We start from the raw sequence: 19,183 nt of genomic DNA on the forward strand, positions 1-19,183 counted from the left end.
GCTGAGAGGTTGACTTGTCTTGACTTTTCGGCAAGCTCTCCGTGGTCGCTGTTTTGCTTGGATGCCCGCTGCCTTGGTGAAGCTCGTGGTGTGTTCATAAGGCATACAAAACAATCATTTCGTTCGCCGTTCTGAGAAAACTTTTGATCCGATGATAAGTGCGCTGGATTCAATAGATGCATTCTGCTAGTTAGGCGTGGTGACAGTCAGATAGCGGCTGGCGAAGGTGATGAACGTTGGCCAGTTGGGAGCGGGCGTATGGCCGCCGGCATGTTGGCGGAAGGCAAGATCGCCATCGATGAGCGGTGTTTCGATGGGCGGAAATACGGTTGTGTCGAGGCCACGTTTGCCGAGGAGATGATAAACGGGGCTGGCAGCGACGGCAGCCATGAACATCCCTTTGGAGTCGGCCCAGCCATCGCCATTGGTGGCTCCGCCGCCGATGAAGAGGGGACGTGGAGCGGAAAGGGCGATGAGTTCGTGAGAGTCAATCGGAAGATCGCTCCACTGGAGAGGGCCAGCGTACTTGAGGAAGTTGCCAGCCATCCAGTGATACTCGTTGGTGGCGGCGACGTTTTCGACGACCTCGCCCCAGTTGCGGCGATTGAGTTTGGCTCCGCCTTCACCGGAGGAGCTGATGTAGCCGGTGGCGAATCGTTGATCGTAGGCCATGGTGACGAGAGCGCCCTTGCCCCAGCGGGAGTGGCCTTCGATGCCGACTTGTTTGGCGTTGACAGACTTGTCGGTCTCGAAATGATCAAGAGCGCGGCTTGCACCCCAGGCCCACGCGCGGAGAGCTCCCCAGTCATCCAGCTTACGAGGCTGCCCTTTGTTGCAGAGGCCGATGATGCCTTCAGTGAGGCCGGCGCCGTTGTCGGCCTGAATGCTGGCCGTGCTCAGAATGGCGTAACCCCAGCCCTTCGCGAGCACCTGCTGTTGCCAGGTAGGTGCGACGGTGACAGCTAATGGGCCACGGGCCGGTTTAGCGGGGATCGTGGAAGTAAGTTCCATGATGATGGGGATGGGATCTTTTGCATTGGCCGGGATAGTGAGTTCGAGCTTGATGTCCACGTCGATGAGTGGGTAGGAGGAGTTATCGACGTGACCCGTGAGGCTCTTAGTAATGACGCCAGCGTCACCTACAGTAGCGCGATCGGTGGAGGTGACGGTCCAGGTGACGCGAGGTGTGTTGGACGGTACGCGACCGTAAATTTCGCGGTCGAAGAGTTCGACGATCTGCGGACGGCGTTTGGTCCACCACGTTTTAGCGTTGGTGACTCGCTTGCCGTTAGCGAGCACAAGCGGATCGGGAAGTTGAGGATAGGGATTGGCTTTGGACTCGTCGTAGTTGGCGGCGAAGGGAGAAGCAGGGTTGCCCTCGCGGCCGTGGCGAATCGTTCTCATGCCGAGCAGATCCATGATGCGCTGATGATCCTGTTCGGCGGTGAGGTGGACGACGGGCACATAAGTTGATGATGCGTGCTGCTGGCCGAGGAAAGAGATCGGCATTAAGAGGAGAGAGAAGAGGGCGGTGATCTTGAAGTTCATAAGCCTCGCACGAGGGATTGGATGTAGTAAAAATGCTGGAGAGCTCGGCACCGTCCGTCGTCCCGGGTTCGATAGGCCGCTAGTGAGCAATAAGTCTGAACTTCTGGCCTTCGTACTGCTGGACCACATATCTATCTCATCTCTTCATAATCGTGTCTTCACAATTATTACCGAAGTAGAGAGCGGTAGGTATTTGGTTGCGTCTGCTTCGCCGACAAAGATGGTACGGCGTCCCCGATTCGTTATCCATCGCTGGCCAGTCTCACTCCAATACTGGAAAGACCGTGCATCGAGGACGATGGTCATGTGCTTCACCTGTCCGGGCTCCAGGTAGACACGATCGAATCCTCTCAGCGACCGCACAGCCTGCTGTACTCCGGACACCGCCGGACCCGGTCCCACATAAACCTGCGGGACGGCTGCCCCAGCCACTGAGCCAGTATTTGTTAGGTCAAAATTTACTGTGAGACTGCCATCTTTATTGGGCCTTAATTTCAAAGCTGAGAACTTGAAGCTGGTATATGACAGGCCAAATCCAAACGGAAACTGTACTGGCAAGTCAAGCGCGTCATAATATCGGTAGCCTGAGTAAATTCCCTGCGTTTCTTTTGAAGGACCTTCGCCAATTCCCTTCAGGCGCTCTGGATGGAGTCCTGGAGTGTCCCCTGGATAAAGCGCCGTCGGTTGGTTATACCCATAGATAGTGTCGGTATTCTCTTTTGGCCAGGTCATCGTAGTGTGACCGCTCGGATTGGCCAATCCGAGCAGAAGGCGCGCGGTAGCAGTACCACCCTCTTGACCGGTCTGCCACATATTTAAGACCGCCTTGACATTTACATCGTTAATCCACTCTTTGACGATGAATGGCGTTCCAGTATTGATAACAACCACCGTGTTAGGGTTCTTTGCTGCCACAGCTTTGATAAGTTTTATTTGAACGGGATTTAGTGAAGAGAGCTTCTCCGTGTTGGGCACCGTATTGCGGCTCTGGTCATCAACGAATACTAAAGCCAGCGCCTTGCCTTCTGCGGCAGCAGCAGCATCAGCAATGTCGCCATTGGTGCGAGAGTAGGCAAACCGAAAGCTCAACTCGGAGTTAGAAGCCAGCCCTGTTGAATCCAAAGTGAGGGTCACCTTATGCCATCCTACTGAAGGACTTTCGTCACATCGAACGATTGGTTCTTCTGATCTCGGCCTTTCGGTCAGCGAATTGGCACACTGGCGATTTCTCAGGCCGCCTTCGATGTATCCAGAGTTCGTCGGCGAAACCACAACCGACATATTGCCATACCACTGACCTTGGTAGAACGAGGCTGCATCGACCAAAGTCTTTCTGCTACTGTCCAGGGTAAAGCTGATTTTTCCGTCTGGAATAGCATCACTGTGTTGAATTCGGAAAGTGTATGTGTCCACTGTTGGAACATAGATCCAACCGTCCCAGCGGTATATCTTTCCCCCTGCCAAGCGACCGCCAGATGACACCGACGAGTAGTCGACCTGCTTGTCGATTCGATCGTTGGCAACGGTTTCAATACTGGTGCCCGACGAGCGTTGTAGACCACTTTCAGCAGTGCAGGTGTTTCCCCTTACAACTGCCGGCGTGGCGCCACTGGAAGGCAAGCTACTGAGAACCAAGCATGAAACCGGCTGGCCAGTCGGTGAATTTGCAGGCGTATAGGTAAATGCGGACGGCATGCCTCCCAGGGATTTTAGCTGCTGCAGCGGATTGATCGCATTACGATCTGCGAACCCAGGTGCGCCTTCGTTATTTGGATTCGCGACCAGGTATTCGGCGCCCGCGCCGCTGACTGCGATTCCAGCTTTTAGATCAGCGATTGTAATCGGCAGAGTGTGGTTTTCGTTCTTGAGGAGCACACCTCCTTCTTCGGCTGCTTTCTCGGAGATTGCTGCGTCTCCATCTTTGGTTCCAAGTTCAGGTAGTCCACTTGTTCTGCCATCGGAGAGAGGTGCAAGCCCGCTGCGATCTCCTCCTATTCCACCTGGGTTCCTACAATTTGAACTTGCATTGTCGCAACCGATAAATCCAAATCGCTCTTCTTGATAAAGGACACGTGCAAGGGCCTGGTTGAAGACGGAAAGCGGAATAGTCCCATTCGCCACGGCCTGAGCCAATCCGCAGCCGGTCGCAGGACAATCAGGCCCAGGTATTCCCGATATGTGGACAGCGCCGGTCTCGTTGCAAGGGATCATCTTGCCTACAGCATCGGCGCACGTGCTGCTTGTCGCATCAATTCCAAGATCGTTGTGGCCTTTGCCGCCCACACTGCCTTCCGGATTTGTCCCGGCAAGATACGTTGCTGTCGGATCTTCTCGATCATCCCCCTGTAGAAAGCCGTGAGTGCTGTGAGCAGCTCCATAGTCAGTTGCTAGAAATGCATTCGACTTCCATAATCGACGCAGTACATAGTTCAGAATCAGGGGGTTCTCACAAGCGAAATGCGCCTCATTCAGCGGCCAGGTCTTCGTCGAGGGTCCCGGAAAAGGACTGGGCTGCGTAAGAGAGTTCTCTTCCTTCGGCAAATAGGGCGACGCGTCCCGAAACCTCTGATAAGAGCACATGATGGAAGAGGCCCCTCCTTCTTTTAGCGCAACCTCATAGGGCGTTAGAAGAATCTCATGCAGGGCCTGGTCCTGAAGATCGGTAAATTTACCGTCGGAGCCATAGTATGCTGCAAAATGTTTTACTTGCGCCATGAGACCCTGGCCCTGAATTCCATTGATCTGGGCGGCTGAGATCTCACCATTCAAAAATGGGTCTTCGCCAGGCGTATGGTGGCCACGTCCCCAATTGAGAAATACATCCGTATCCGCCTGCGGCCCGAGCAATCCTGTCACCATCAGATTGCGCCCTTCGCGACCTTCAAGCTGCCCCACGGCATTTGCAAGCTGGCGGTCAAATGAGGATGCCAGCATGAGCATGGAAGGCAATCCCGTAGCCTTACCGACGTTTGGTCCCGAGACAACATTGAGTCCAATTCCGTCAGAAAAGCACAGCGGCATGATGCGTGGAGTCGTCACCGACTCCACGACAACATTCGCCAGGTTATGACAGGTTGAATTCGCACCTTTAGGATGGGCATAGGTTCCCCCTTGAGTCGACAGCAGTGCGGAAGCATTCTCCAGTTCTCGTAATGTCGGGGGACTATGAGGTTCCAGTTGCTTAATCAGTTTAATGACGAGCGGCGTGTAAGGAGCTGCGGGATCTTCTGACGGAGAGTTTTTGGGTAACGGTAATACTACCGGCAACGAATATGGGATTTGAGGTCGAGCAACCGATGGACCTTGGGCAGCCACGTCATTTGTACACGCGGCAAGCAGCGTCACCACAACAATTCCAAATATCATCCGCATCCAAGTCTTTTTCTTCGACTGGATGGTCGCTGCAGAACTTCCTCGATACATACATTCTCCCCACGGTTGATACACTTTTGTCTTAATAGACAATCTAGCTTTGTTCGGAATAAGTTCAAGGCTCATCGCCTCTTTTCTCTCAGCTTTACTAGTAACCAGCTATCACCTTTATTTTGTATATGATGCAAGAAAATATAACCTAAACGAGCTGCTCACTCATCCCCTAGAGCTTCCCCCAAAATTCGTAGTTGAAATTAAACACTCGCTAACTGTATGCTGGCTCGCGTGACGTTAATGCTACAAAGTACTAAAACGCAATCCAGGATGACCTTTGGGCTTTTCGAAGTTGACCTGAAAGCTGGTGAGCTTTGGAAGGCAGGCTATCGTGTCAAATTGCAGGGCTTACCTTTCAAAGTCCTCTCTGTCCTGCTTGAGAATGCGGGTGAGGTTGTCACTCGAGAGGAACTCCAGAATTCTATTTGGGGACCTGATGTAATTGTTGATTTCGAGCATTCGCTCTCCAACGCTATCAAGAAACTGCGAGAGGCCCTGGGAGACTCCGCTGATAATCCCCGCTTCATTGAGACCCTGTCGCGTCGAGGATTTCGTTTTATCGCTCCGGTGGGTTTCGCCGAGACGCGGCCTCAAAGTGCTTCTAACTCGACCATCGAGATTGCGGTTATTCCTGTCGCCGAAAATCAATCGAGCGCGAGTGCAGCGGCCCTTCAGCCCGAAAACTCTCCGAGCGCTCGAAGTTGGCGTAGGTATATAGTACCGATACTTTCTTTCGGGTTAGGAAGTCTGCTCGTTGGAGCCGCAATTCAAAGCTGGAACGCGCGCCAGCCCCATGAGACGCTGTATCACATATCCCAAATCACGCAGGATGGCACGATCTATTCTCCGATGGATACTTTACTTGGGACGCTGTCGGCCTTTGTGACGGATGGAACTCATCTGTTTACGCCTTCCAACGAAAATGGGGGAGTTGTGCTGTCGCAGATCTCAATGGCGACGGGCGAGAGACAGGTCCTCCCGCTTCCGAGCGAGCTCGGGGTTCCAGAGATTGAGGACATTTCCCCAGATGGCACCAAGCTGCTTGTGCGAAGTAATCTGGCGGCAGCGTCTTTACAGCCGCTGTGGATCGTTCCTATCGATGGCGGCTCAGCTTCCAGAGTTTCAGACGTTCTAGCCCAAGATGCAACCTGGATGCCGGACGGAAAGAATATTTTATACACTTCCGGGAACCAGCTTGCCGTAGTTTCTCTAGAGAATGGAAGATCGACAGCCTTCGCGACTGTAGCAGGCCGCGCCTTCTGGCCGCGTTGGTCTCCGGATGGGAAATTGCTCCGATTTACTATTATCGACACCGTAAATCACACTTCCTCGCTCTGGGAAATCTCCGGAGATGGACGCGTTGCGCGTCCATTATTGAAAAACTGGAGCGTATCTCCGCATGAGTGTTGTGGAGTCTGGACTGCCGATGGGAAACTTTTTGTCTTTGAGGCGACCAGAGACGGCCATGCAGATCTCTGGAAAGTGAACGCGCCCCTTGATTCGAGTCCGGTTCGAGTCACGAATGGACCTCTTAATTACAAAGCTCCGGCACCCGGTCGCAATGGGGAACAAATCTTCTTTATAGGGAAAGACGTGCAATCGAGATTGGACCGGTATGATTCGGAACGAAAGGAGTATGTTCCACTCCAAGGGTTTCTCGCCAATGCCTCCCATGTAAGGTTTTCGCGCGACGGCCAATGGGTCGCGTGGGTGGACTCAAATAGTCGCTTGTGGAGAGCGCGAATCAATGGAACGGACAAGCTTCTGCTTACTCCAGCTTCAATGGAGGTTTTTATGGCGGCATGGTCACCAGACGGTACGCAACTCGCTGTGATGTCTCGTGGTGCAGGGCAACCCTGGCAAATCTACACAGTCAATGCGGATGGCGGCAACCCGGAACGCCTGTTGCAGAAGAACCAGAACCTTGGAGACCCTTCCTTCTCCCCGGATGGAAAATATATCGTCTTCGGAATGGTTCCTGAATTGATGGAGCAGGCGAATGTTACCAGTTCGCTTGAAATAATAGAACTATCAACACATCGCATCACAGAGGTACCTCACTCTGAAGGTCTATTCAGTCCAAGATGGTCTCCTGACGGTCGTTTCATCGCAGCGGTGGCGTGGGATCAGACGAAAGTAACGCTATATGACACGCAATCGCAAATTTGGAAGACCCTTGCGATAACCTCAGCTGCCAATCCGGTCTGGTCAAGGGACAGCAAAGCGCTTTACATTCATGCTTATTTGGAGGAGGAGACAAAGCCGATCTATCGAGTGAGCGTTCCGTCCGGACAAATGACGAAGATCGCCAGTCTCAGCAACTTCCCCGTCGGCAGTAATATTACTAACGTTGAATTTTCTGGAATCACGCCTGACGACGCTCCTCTTGTGCATACTGAAATTTCAAGCGGCAATCTATACACCCTGGATTTCAAGTCGAGATAAGCTTATTATTTTTTTGGGGAATTACATCCGACCCCACACCTTGCCGAGCTAGCCGGCCTTCAATATCTCACCGTCTTCAAGTACCCTGCAAAAGTCGCGCAGGATGGGTCTTGGTGCCTTATGCTCTGCAGCATTTGCATCAGGTGAGCCAGCGTACATAGTAGGGTTGATCTTTTGCCATCCAATTTTGTTCAATTTAGAGTTTTATCTCAACTAAAATAACGGACAAATACGTATTCGATAACATTTTAGTACGATGTTCGAACATTTTGGTCCTGGTATCCGACAGCGAATTTTTCGATTCAAATCCAGCGATGCGCTTTTTAAATCTCAACCCCCGCCAAAGCATGCCGCCGCAGATTATCGGCTCCTATATCTTCCACAAGGCAAAGAGGATATGCGGTCATGAATAAGTTTGGAAGAAGTGGGGAGCAGACCCTTGTAGTTATTCCATATAAAGTCAGATTTTCAATTCATACGAACATGCGCACCGGAAACGAGATAACTGAGACGTTACGAAAGGGGCAGACCTTCGCGAATCCGCCCGGCCTTTGAGACGACAGACATTGCTGCTACCGGAGTGGTTCGGGCAGAGTTCAATATCCTCAAGAGACCAGACGTTAGACAAAGTTGCCTCATTTAGCTTTTACCCGACCCGAAAAACTAAACCGAAACAGGAATGAAGGATGTGCCGGTTGCCCCGACCATTTGCAAACTTAGCTCAAGACAAGGGTAGCGTCATATCGTGATGTGGAAAGGAACCATGGATACACGCCGTCGGAATTTGCTCAAATTATCGCCGCTCGCTATAGCGGCTGCCGCGACCACCGTTGGACGCACCGCGCTCGCTGAATCTCCCGCAGTTGCAGCAGCCGAGGGGATGTTCAACGTGCGCACATACGGGGCGACCGGCGATGGTAAGACCGTCGACACACCGGCCGTTAACCGCGCTATCGAAGCTGCCGCCGCAAAAGGCGGCGGTATGGTCCTCTTCCCTGCTGGAACTTACGTTTGCTTCACTATCCACCTGCGCAGCAACGTGGATCTGTGCCTTTCACAGGGCTGCACGATCCTGGCCGCTGACTCGCCCAAACCCCACGAGACCACCGGCTACCAGGGCGGCACCTACGATCCCGCCGGCCCCGCCCAGCCCTGGGAGGCATACCAGGACTATGGCCACAACCACTGGCCCAACTCCCTCTTCTACGGCGAGAACATCCACGACTTCTCCATCACCGGCCCCGGCCTCATCCACGGCAAGGGTCTCTCCCACGGCACCGCCACCTCGCGCCCCGGCTACACCGACTTCGTCGCCGAGCAGCCCGGCGTAGGTGACAAAGCCATTGCGCTGAAGAATTGCCACAATGTCCTGCTCCGCGACTTCTCCGTCCTCCACGGCGGCCACTTTGCCCTGCTCGCCACCGGCGTCGACACCCTCACCCTCGACAACCTGCTCATCGATACCGAGCGCGACGGCTTCGACATCGACTGCTGCCATAACGTCCGCGTTTCGAACTGCACCGTCAACTCGCCCAACGACGACGGCATCTGCCCGAAATCCAGCTATGCCCTCGGCTACGCCCGCACCACAGAAAACGTCACTATCGCCAACTGCTTCGTCACCGGAGCCTACGTCCTCGGTAGCCTCATCGACGGCACCTGGAAGAAATCCGCCCGCGGCCGCGGCAACGGCCGCATCAAGTGCGGTACGGAGTCGAACGGCGGCTTCCGCAACATCGCCATCTCCAACTGCGTCCTCGAAGGCTCGGAAGGCATCGCCATCGAGACCGCCGACGGCGCTCTGGTTGAAGACATCGCCATCTCCAACATCACCCTGCGCGATACGGGCGACGCACCCATCTTCCTCCGCCTAAACCGCCGCAATCGTGGGCCGGCCGAAACGATGCGTCCCGGTGCTCTGCGCCGCGTTCTCATCTCGAACCTCGTCAGCTATAATTCATCCTCCATCGCCGCGCCCATCCTTTCCGGCATCCCCAACAACCTCATCGAAGACGTCAAGATCAACAACTGCTACTTCGCCAACACCGGTCTGCCCACCACCCTCGGCTCTGGCGCAAACGTCAAGCCCTTCCCCGATTGGCACACCATCCAGGTTCCCGAGATTGAAGAGGCCTATCCAGATCCCCGCCGCTTCGGCCCCACCCCCTCCAAGGGCCTCTTCATCCGCCACCTCAAGAACCTCGAACTCTCCCACGTAGAGTTCGCCTCTTCCGCACCCGACCCGCGCCCCGCTCTCTGGCTCGAAGATGTCCACCGAGCCGACTTCTTTGCCGTCACCGCCCCACCGCAACCCAACTTCGTCCTGCGCAACGTCACTGATCTGCGGATTCTCTGGTCGCGCGCCGCTAAAGATACGACCATCGAGCAAGCTGCAACTCAAACCGTTTAACGTTTAAGCAGAGGCTATGCAATGAAGATCGAAAGAGGAATCATGATGAGAACAAGAGTAAGACGTGCGGTGATGAATTCGGGATTATCCATCTTGTTTCTAATGTTTGGACTTCTTACTTTACCTGCCTGTGGACAGACAGTGACAGGTAAGTGGATGGCTCCCTATCGCGTGCTGGATAACGGCGAGAACGACCGAATGCTTCTGGATCTTCGCCAGATCGGCGCACAAGTGAACGGAACCGTAACGACAATCGGCCACGTCTTCCAGTTGGAAGGAACGATGACTGGGAATCACTTCGCAATGTTTACATCGAAACGTGATATCAAGCCGCGAATGGTAGGCGATGTAGCCGGCAATGAGCTGCACCTGACATGGGAGGGCCATCCTCTGGTGGCTGTGCCGGCCAAACCTGGAGATGAATACCCGACGTTCGAGCATATCGAGCCCCCAGCCCTGCACAACGTGCCCTACAACGGGCTGGCCAAGACTCCGCCTATGGGGTGGAATAGCTGGAATCTGTTCCAAAGCACGATTGACGATAAGACCGTCCGTGAGATTGCAGATGCGATGGTCACAAGCGGCATGCGAGACGCCGGTTATGTCTACGTGAACATCGACGACACCTGGCAGGGAGTGCGCGATGCGCAAGGCAATCTTCAGCCGAACAAAAAATTCCCGGACATGAAGGCGCTTGCAGATTATGTGCATTCAAAGGGCCTGAAGCTTGGCATTTATTCCTCGCCCGGGCCGCGCACCTGTGCAGACTACCCGGGTAGCTATGGCCATGAAGAGCAGGATGCGAAGACCTATGCAGCATGGGGGATCGACTACCTTAAGTATGACTGGTGCGGCGCTCGCATGATCTACAGCAACGATGTTCTGCAACCTGTCTATCAGAAGATGGGCGACGCTCTTCTCAAGGCCGGGCGGCCCATCGTTTATAGCCTCTGCGAGTACGGCAACGGCCATGTCGAGACGTGGGGAGCGAAGGTAGGTGGAAACCTCTGGCGCACAACAGGAGATATCACTGATACATGGGCCCACATGATCGCGAACATTGAGAAGCAGGTTCCAACCGCGCCCTATGCAGGTCCGGGGCATTGGAACGATCCGGATATGCTCGAGATCGGCAACGGCCACATGACCGACGAGGAGTACCGAACCCACATGAGCCTATGGGCGTTGAGTGCTGGTCCGCTACTCGCTGGCAATGACATCCGCAGCATGACACCGGCAATCAAGGAGATTTTACTGAACCGTGAAGTAATCGCGGTGGATCAGGATGCATTGGGCAGGCAGGCAACTCCGGTAAAGAATGGAGACTTGGAAACGTGGGTGAAGCCGCTTGCCAATGGCTCGGTTGCAGTTGGCGTTGTGAATATGAGCGCCGCCGAGACCACCGCCAGCGTCAAGGCGAGCGACCTTGGGCTTGGCAACAAGGTCAAGTCGGCACGCGATCTCTGGAGGCATACGAACGTAAAGTTCCGCAACGGCGTGTATACGGCAAAGATCCCACCGCATGGAGTACTGATGCTTCGGGTCAGTGCGAAAAAATAAGCATCAGTCTTTTCGAAGACTGAGTATGTCACCGGTTCTAAATCTTCGGAGAACACGACACGATCCCAAGGCGGATACCTTCTGGCGCATCCGCCTTGGCGCGTGTATCTCTCACGAGCGCACCACAGAATCACTTACCTTGCTTGGTCGTAATCAGGGCATCCTGTTTCGGATCGAACTCGATGCTGATGTCCTTGTACTCATCGAACAGGCCGGGATTATGCATCTGCCAGGCAATGGGTCCTGTTCTGCCAGCCGATGGATCTTTGAAGTCGACAAGTTCGATGCCTTTGCTTCCGGGTGGCTGGGCGATTGCCATTCGCGCCGTACCCTTCCCTGCATCCACTAAAAGTTCGACCTGGCTCCAGGCATGTCGATCGAACGAACTCTTGGTTATTGTCGTGAAGTACGAGTCTCCAGAATTGTTTTTGTCAGGGCGGTAGTCCCAATGCGAACCCATGGGTATCTGAAACTGGATTCCGCCAAGTGCATCAAGTGGCAGCTCGTCTCCCTCCGGACGCTTGCAAAAGATCAGAACGCCCGCCTGGTGGTCGGGATGTCCGAATACGTGTCGCACGCTGAAAATCAGACGGTAACTGGAATAGTCCTGAGCGGTGTAGATGACGCCGCGTCCTGCGCCCGTGCTTGCCATCGTGCCGTCCTTCACTATCCAACCCGTGTCCACGCTTCTTGCTATTTCGACAGGAAACGCATCCTCCAGCAACATTCTGTTCAGACGCCCCAGTTGCTCGCCGCCAGGGTTCTGCTGAAGCAACGCCTGCGTCTCCGGTCGAAGCTTGATTTCATGGAAGCGGTCTGCCGTAAAAATGGAAGGTCCAGCCACAACCTTGTTGATTTGTTTCACTACAGCCGAGAGCAGCGCCATGGCATTCGCATTCGATATGGCATACGTGCTCAGATCATTTTTCACCTGATTATCGAATTGCCCACGCAGAAGCACGGACATTGAATCCTCTCCATGGGCAAGTCTCGCCGTGAAGGCGGCCGGATCGAGGATTGAGCTGTTGGAAAGGTTCGTAGCATTGTTCTCGATCTGTATCCAACCGTTCAAAGTCTTTCCGTCGAACAGATTCTCACTTGTCTTCGCTCGTTGTTTCTCTTGAGCAGACCACACTCGGCGCACGAACAACGCGGAGATCGCTAAGGCGCCCATTCTGACGACCGCTCTTCGATTTAGAACTGCTGTTTTGCGAATCATTAAAATGTCCTGCACTCAGTTTGGGGCTTAGTTCTCCGGAACGCTCAAATGACTAGAGCTCCCCAAGAGCACTCACGAGACATTCTTGCTCAAAATATTGTTGGCAAGCGTCACGCTTGCCTGCGAGGCGTCCGCAGCTATGGTTACAGCCTGCTTCGCTCTCAGCAGGTCACACCCGCTCACCAGAATCTCAACCGAATCGGCACCGGCCACGCTAACCAGGCTGGGCGCGTCTTTCGGTGCCCGCCCGTCGCGGATCCACGCGTCCTTTGTCTGCCGCAGATCGATAACGGGAGATACGTTTCCTTGCATCGGAACACGCAACCCTGCAATCTCTAGAGACGTAACGTCGTCGCAGACCACGGCCGGTCGCTGCTCTGTCGTAGCGGATTCGAAGACGACATTATGCATGCGTATACCGCGGGCGTGACGCACGTACATGCCGTACGCCGGTAGCCTGCCGAACATGCGCGCCTCTGGATAGGCCCGCGGCACCTCGGGAATCTCACGTTGCGTCCACTCGCGTTTGCCGGGTTCCTGGGTCTCCACATGAATGTTCGACAACGTGACATCCTCAACTGGCATGCCGGGCAAACCGGTGATGGAGTTTGTGAGAACAGCTTCCGTCGCGTAGACATCGCTAATCATCACTCCACGCATATAAGATTTACCGCCGTCGCGGGGAGGCGTTCGCGCGCCGAGACGCAGAAAGATCGGAGTGCGTGTGCGCTGCATGCAGATGCCTGTGATGACTACATTTTCGAGCCAGCCGCCATCGACCATTTCCAAACATATTCCTGAGATCACCCGTTCACCGAGTTTGCTCTCCGCCGTATTATGAATCGTGGAGTTCGAGAAGACGATATTCTCGCAGCCGCCTTTTGTGGCTGTGCCGAACTTGAACCCATTGCAACAGGTGGTGAGCGTGCAATTTGTCACCGTGACATTGCGCATGGAAGGTATGGAATCGCCATACGGATTCTCGCTCTTTAGGCAGATCGCGTCGTCGCCGGTATCGATCGAGCAGTTGGCAATGCGCACGTCGCTCGAGTTCGTGATATCCATGCCATCTGTGTTGGGACCGGTCACCGAATTCTTGATGTATATGCCGTCGACGACCACGCCTACGCAGTTGAGCAAGCGCATCGTCCAGCCCGAAGCGCCCTCGATTCGAATCTGCTCCACATTTAGATGGCGACAGTTCACAAACTCCAGCATCGGAGAAACTTCGGATCGGTGTTTCAGGTAGAGCGACGCGACGTCGCCCCACTGCTCCTCGGGAGGAACGTTCTGCCGTCCCGACGGTACCCAGAATGATGATCCCTGTCCATCAATCAGGCCTGCGCCGCAGAGAGTTACATTTTCGGCGTCCTGCGTAAGGATCAAGTGGCGCTTTTGTGAAAAGGAGTTTTGCCCAGGCTGCTGCTGATATTGCTTGATATCCTTACTGCCGAGAATCACCGCGCCAGCCTCTATATACAGTGTCACATTGCTCTTGAGGACAACGGTGCCACAAAGGTAGATGCCGGGGCTTAGATAAACCATCCCGCCACCCTGTCCGTGCGCACGGTCGATGGCCGCATTGATCGACGGCGAGTCCAGCGTGGTGCCGTCGACCTTGGCGCCGAAGTCCTGCGGCCGAAGTAGAAGCTCTTTGGCCTGCGACTTGGAGAAAGGGCCAAGAGCAACACCGGCTTGAGCGATTCCGGCTGTGCCTAATAGTTGCAGGACAGTGCGACGATTCATCGTGAACTCCAGTTTCTTTTAGTTGGTAGAGGACGGTTTCATCAACAACGGACAGATTTTGATTCGCTCCACCATTGATATAGGGCCTGCGGAACACTCATCCAACAATCCTCAACAGGCTATGGAGATCTTCGAAGGCGATGAAGAAATTGCTTCCTTCATCGCTCTTCAAAGTAAGAATCAAACGCCTGAAAATTGCTCGTTGACTTTCGGCGCTTGTATCTCGATATCACTCAGAAAGTGAATCTCCCTCCAAGCTCAACGGTGCGGGAGATGTAACCAGCGCCGGTGCCAGTTACTTGCCCAAACGTCGAGCTGCCGAATGATGTATTCGGTGTTGAATAATACGGTGTGTTGGTTAAGTTGAATGCAGCCACATGGGCCGCTATTATCTTTCCCTCGCTGATCCGAAAATTCTTTTGCAAGGTCATATCGGGCCTGATGAACGCGCCTTGCCTGTCGGCCGCCTCAAAACGCCGGATATTTCCGATGGCGTTATAAGTGGGGCCAGTACCCGCAGGACAAGAAGTAGTGGAAGCAGTAGTAGAATTGGCAGCCCAGCAGGGAGTGCTAAATGCCGCCGTGTTGAACCAATTTGTAAGCGTCCGGTGAGCCGGACGAATAGCAGCCTCGCTCGTAACATTGGGACGCGATTCGCCAAACCCATAACTGCCTATGGGATTGCTCGAGTCAGTGATCGAAATCGGAAATCCCTTGTTGAGAATGGTAACGGTTGAGAGCTGCCAACCGCCGACGAATGCATCGACGACCCTGTTCATGTCTCCTCCGAATCGCATACCGCGCCCGAAGGGAAGTTTCCAGACCACCGCCGCGGTAAACTGCTGTGGCATATCGTGTCCGCTGACCGAACGCTCCAGCGACAGGTTGTAGATATCCCGTGCACCGGAATCGTTGTTGTATCCAGTCTCCGAAGTATTATCCATCGCCTTGGAGTACTGATAATTGATGCTCGCTGACAAGCCCCCCGACATGCGCTGGCTATAGGAGACCAGAAGCGCGTTGTAACTGGAACTCGCTAATGTCTGATCTTGTGAAATGTTGACAGAGGTGAACTGCGGATAGGGCCGCAGCAATTGGTTATAGGCGATTTGGTTTGTGGCGCTAAACTGCCCCTGGCCTGCGAACGGGTTGTTCACTTTGTTGTTCAAGGTAGAAGCGCAAGTGGGTCCTGGGCAATGAGTCACCTGGGAATATAGATATTGAGTAGGCAATTGGTTCACGTTCTGGCCATAGCCGACCGGCAATCTGCGCCCCTGACTCCCCTGGTACCCGATCTCGACGACTCCATTGTTCGGAGTCTGATACTGAATACCGGCTGAGTACGTTTGCGTATAAGGGGTTGGACGGGCATAGTAGGCTGAACTTACGCTGTTTCCCACATCCTGCATCACTCCCAGTGAACTGCCGGTCGGCTGAACCAGCCCATTGGGGAATGGATTGCTGAGGCCGTCCTGTGGGGCCAATCCCGCATTGAGGTTCTGAGTAGCCTGGCCCGTCGTGTTGGACGAAAAACCATCGGAATTGCTGTTAGGGGCCTCGGAGGTGTTCTGCGAGTAGAAGATCCCGTAGCCAGCACGGGCGGTCATATTATTCCTTACCCGATACGAAAGCCCGATACGCGGAGCTGCATTGTTGAAGGTGGTTTTCCAAAGCCCGCGATTGTCACTGTTGGCAAAGACTAGACCACCTTTAACAGGGGAGCCGGTCAGCGCAGTTAGCGTAGGATTGATAACGGTCGGATCGAAATGGTTGTACCGGTTGTAACGGTCGGTACGCCCAAACTGGATCTCATACCGCAAGCCGTAGTTGAACGTTAGCCTATTGTTGACCTTCCAGGCATCCTCCGCATACAAACTCACGTACTTCTGTGTGGCTGCGGGAACCACAGCGTAACCCGTCGACGAAGATGAGAGGGTGCCTAAAAGTAGTGAAGCGACGCCGTCGCCCGTTGTCGTACTACTCGTGGATGCCAGACATGTGCCTGTCCCGCAGTTCGCGGACGTCAAGTTGCGGTCAGTTCCGAAATTGGCGGAGTTTTGGTTGAAATCATTCAACATCTGCACTGTCATCTGATAGCCGAATCGGATTGTATGGTTGTTCAGAGTCTTCGTGGCGTTGACCGAGAAGTCGTTATTGCGCAGGGTGTAATAATACGACCGTCCTTGACCAAGCCCCTGATATCCACCGATGCCAAAATTCGCCGGGTTATTGATCGGGAATTGGCTGACAAGCCCAGGTGCAAAGCCAAAGACGGTTCCGTCTGCGCCTTCCAGTGCGCCTAGCGAGTAGCTATTCTGATGCCAGACGGATACTGCTCCGACAAGGTTGAGCACGAAAGTCGACGATGGAACGTAAGTCCCGCTCAACAGAATTCTATTCGTGGGGTTTTTTCCTACAGAGCCGGTATCCAGTCCATGGCCATAGTATTCGGCTCCTCCCGATACTGAATACTGCCTCATCCAAGTGCCAAAGGCGGTAAATTTCTCGCTTGGAGACCAGTCAGCACGAAAGTCAAAACGCTCTTGCGTGTTGACTTTCTGAGCCGTGGCGGAATAATTATTTACGTTACTTTGTGGGGAACCATTGGCCGCCGCAGTAACAGCGGCTGGTGCCGCTGGAAACAATGAATAAAGCTTGCAAATTTTTTGGCCCTGGGGGTTAATCTTCGATTGCGGAATGAAGTTAGCAGGGTTGGAGGCGCCGGCTGGGAGATTCGTGTTACCTCCGTTCTCGGCAATGAAAGACGTACGCGTATACGTGCCATTCGAGTTGGCGACTTGAGTCGTTGGATCGTAGAGGGTTGATAAAACATAGCTTGAACCCGACTTGGAGAAGACGTTCGAGAAATCGCCGTTGCACTCTGCGGCCGTTGGAATGGACTGTAGTCCAGAGGATGCAGGCTGAGAGTTGCGACTTGCCTCGTAGTTGCCAAAAAAGTACATGTGCTTTGAGCGCCAGATAGGGCCGGCCAAGTGTCCGCCGTACAGGATGTTGTTATATGGGGTTTTCGGGGTGCCAGTACGATCATTGGTCCAGGAGTTGGCATTCAGCGTCTGTCCCTGGTAGTTAAAGTAGGTGGCCCCGTGGAAAGAGGGGCTGCCACCTCTGGTGGTAAGACTGAGAACCCCACCGTCGGTTTTCCCGTATTGAGTGTCATATGTATTCCGAAATGCGTGGGTTTCGTTTGTTGAATCGGCAGCAGGGGGTCCGATAGCGCCGCCCCAGTCGCCGGCCGTGAGGCTTATGCCGTCGACCAGGATTGCGGATTGCATATCGCGGCCGCCATCCATGGAGAACCGATCCTGTTGCTGATCGCCGGTGGTGGGAGAGTTACCGTTCATCCCGGTATGGACCGAAACTACTCCGCCCGTTGCCCAGACAGAACCCAATGAGCTATGGCTGCTGATCGGCAAATCCTGTACTTGTTGAGTGGTCAAAGTCACATCATGATTTGCATCCTCGGTATCGAGTAATGAAGGGGCAGAAGTAACAATCACCTCTTGCGATACCGATCCGATTGTCAGTTGCGCATTGAGTTCAAGCGCTTGGCTGGCCAACAGAGAGATGTTGCTTTGCTTATAAGTAGAAAACCCTGTTTTAGAGACAGTCAGGACATAGTCGCCAGGGATGAGTTGGGAGAAGGTATACAAACCATCTTGAGTAGTTTGTGCGGTTCGCGTCGCCGATGTGGCGACGTTCGTAACGGTCACGGTCGCATCCGGAACATTTCTCTGGGCGGGATCACGAACCTGACCATTAATAGAGCCGGCAGTAATCTGGGCATGAAGCGCGGCAGGGATGAACGTCACGAAAATGAACGCGACGCTAAGCAGCAGTCGGAGCATTCTAATACCACTCCGCTTTCGGTTGTCTTGAGTTGATACCGCAGAATGCTGACATGCAGCGAATGTATGCACAACTTGCCTCCAGAATTGAACAATCTTCCCGACCTCAATTGGCCAGGCCAAAGCGTTTTGACTCAGAGAGCGAGAATCCCGTAGAGGTCTCGTTGTACCCATGCTTTGTATGGATCGAAGTTCCGGCATTGCTTGAAATAACTGCAAGGAGCGGCGGCTCCTTTATTGCAGTCTTATTTATAACCAGATAACCATTCCATTTTGTGACAGATGCAGAATTTTATCTCCTACATTAACGAGTTCGAATTGAGTATCACAACAAAGCAGAGCCAACTCGTGGATTTAAAAGCAAAGTTCAATTCAGACACTACGGACAAAATGTTCGCACTTAAGACTAAATTTCCAGTCGGCTTCGAATTTGGAACCTAGGTTGGGGGTGAGGTAGCCTCAATTACGCTAGTTTGGATGGAACATTGGCTCCTGACCTTATGCTGGCTGGCGTGACGATAATGCCGCATAGTCACTGCACGGAGACTCTGCCGATTGAATCAAGGCCGGCGGAAACCTTGGTTCGCAAATTGCCGGGCCAACAATCGAGCACAAACTCGGCGGCGAAGACCGGCCATACGTTCTCGATCTTATGGGGATATGGGACCTGCCCTTCGGCCATTGTCCGTTTTCTACCGGGCACCCTAGAGGCATGGAGATATTGAAGTTACCTGTACAGGGTTGCGCCCGGTCAAAATTTCCAGGGCCGCCGTGTTGATGAGAAATCTAGCTGAACTTCTGGTTGGTTTCACCGTTGGGATACCACTGGTCCAGTTGAGTTTCTCTGAAATCATCCGACACTTCGAGTGCCAGAGTAGTAGTACAGTTGTGGAACGAGTATGTTCCGTCCGAGTTTTCTACCGGCAGCCACTGGTCATCCGTTTCCCTGATCCTTCCATTTAA

The 19,183-nt window shown here is 53.7% G+C and carries 8 protein-coding genes; 3 read left to right on the forward strand and 5 right to left on the reverse strand.

Annotated elements, in window-relative coordinates; genetic code table 11:
- Window positions 1-186 precede the first annotated feature (186 nt).
- Together GSQ81_RS13420 and GSQ81_RS13425 are read right to left on the reverse strand one after the other, a co-directional pair.
- Window positions 187-1,548 (reverse strand): acetylxylan esterase, encoded by a 1,362-nt coding sequence (locus GSQ81_RS13420; protein ID WP_158911212.1) that lies wholly within the window; start codon window positions 1,546-1,548, stop codon window positions 187-189.
- A 144-nt stretch (window positions 1,549-1,692) separates the two neighbouring features.
- Window positions 1,693-5,046 carry a glycoside hydrolase family 3 C-terminal domain-containing protein gene (locus GSQ81_RS13425; RefSeq protein WP_158911213.1) on the reverse strand — a complete coding sequence of 1,118 codons (3,354 nt, stop codon included), beginning with the start codon at window positions 5,044-5,046 and terminating at the stop codon, window positions 1,693-1,695.
- A gap of 198 nt (window positions 5,047-5,244) precedes the next feature.
- Between GSQ81_RS13425 and GSQ81_RS13430 the strand changes: the two genes are divergently transcribed.
- From GSQ81_RS13430 to GSQ81_RS13440, 3 genes are all read left to right on the forward strand, one after another.
- On the forward strand, window positions 5,245-7,419 hold the full coding sequence (locus tag GSQ81_RS13430) for a winged helix-turn-helix domain-containing protein (RefSeq protein WP_158911214.1): 2,175 nt from the start codon (window positions 5,245-5,247) through the stop codon (window positions 7,417-7,419).
- A gap of 763 nt (window positions 7,420-8,182) precedes the next feature.
- Complete coding sequence (locus tag GSQ81_RS13435) at window positions 8,183-9,829, forward strand: glycoside hydrolase family 28 protein (RefSeq protein WP_158911215.1); 1,647 nt, start codon at window positions 8,183-8,185, stop codon at window positions 9,827-9,829.
- Between the two features lie 156 nt (window positions 9,830-9,985).
- Window positions 9,986-11,389 carry a glycoside hydrolase family 27 protein gene (locus GSQ81_RS13440; protein ID WP_254060179.1) on the forward strand — a complete coding sequence of 468 codons (1,404 nt, stop codon included), beginning with the start codon at window positions 9,986-9,988 and terminating at the stop codon, window positions 11,387-11,389.
- 130 nt (window positions 11,390-11,519) lie between these two features.
- Here GSQ81_RS13440 and GSQ81_RS13445 read toward each other — a convergent pair whose 3' ends face one another.
- The 3 genes from GSQ81_RS13445 to GSQ81_RS13455 form a co-directional block, all read right to left on the reverse strand.
- Entirely contained in the window at window positions 11,520-12,356 is an 837-nt protein-coding gene (locus tag GSQ81_RS13445) for a DUF1080 domain-containing protein (protein ID WP_371715334.1), read from the reverse strand.
- 324 nt (window positions 12,357-12,680) lie between these two features.
- A complete protein-coding gene (locus GSQ81_RS13450; RefSeq protein WP_158911217.1) occupies window positions 12,681-14,354 on the reverse strand; it encodes a glycoside hydrolase family 28 protein in 1,674 nt (557 codons plus the stop codon).
- A gap of 233 nt (window positions 14,355-14,587) precedes the next feature.
- Window positions 14,588-18,220, reverse strand: coding sequence for a TonB-dependent receptor (locus GSQ81_RS13455; protein WP_158911218.1), 3,633 nt, complete (start codon window positions 18,218-18,220; stop codon window positions 14,588-14,590).
- Window positions 18,221-19,183: the final 963 nt, after the last annotated feature.

Source organism: Granulicella sp. L56 (assembly GCF_009765835.1).
Taxonomy (GTDB): domain Bacteria; phylum Acidobacteriota; class Terriglobia; order Terriglobales; family Acidobacteriaceae; genus Edaphobacter.

Coding starts and splice junctions, on each gene's coding strand:
- GSQ81_RS13420 (WP_158911212.1), bottom strand. CDS start 1,548: ATGAACTTCAAGATCACCGCCCTCTTCTCTCTCCTCTTAATGCCGATC.
- GSQ81_RS13425 (WP_158911213.1), bottom strand. CDS start 5,046: ATGAGCCTTGAACTTATTCCGAACAAAGCTAGATTGTCTATTAAGACA.
- GSQ81_RS13430 (WP_158911214.1), top strand. CDS start 5,245: ATGACCTTTGGGCTTTTCGAAGTTGACCTGAAAGCTGGTGAGCTTTGG.
- GSQ81_RS13435 (WP_158911215.1), top strand. CDS start 8,183: ATGGATACACGCCGTCGGAATTTGCTCAAATTATCGCCGCTCGCTATA.
- GSQ81_RS13440 (WP_254060179.1), top strand. CDS start 9,986: ATGGCTCCCTATCGCGTGCTGGATAACGGCGAGAACGACCGAATGCTT.
- GSQ81_RS13445 (WP_371715334.1), bottom strand. CDS start 12,356: ATGTCCGTGCTTCTGCGTGGGCAATTCGATAATCAGGTGAAAAATGAT.
- GSQ81_RS13450 (WP_158911217.1), bottom strand. CDS start 14,354: ATGAATCGTCGCACTGTCCTGCAACTATTAGGCACAGCCGGAATCGCT.
- GSQ81_RS13455 (WP_158911218.1), bottom strand. CDS start 18,220: ATGCTCCGACTGCTGCTTAGCGTCGCGTTCATTTTCGTGACGTTCATC.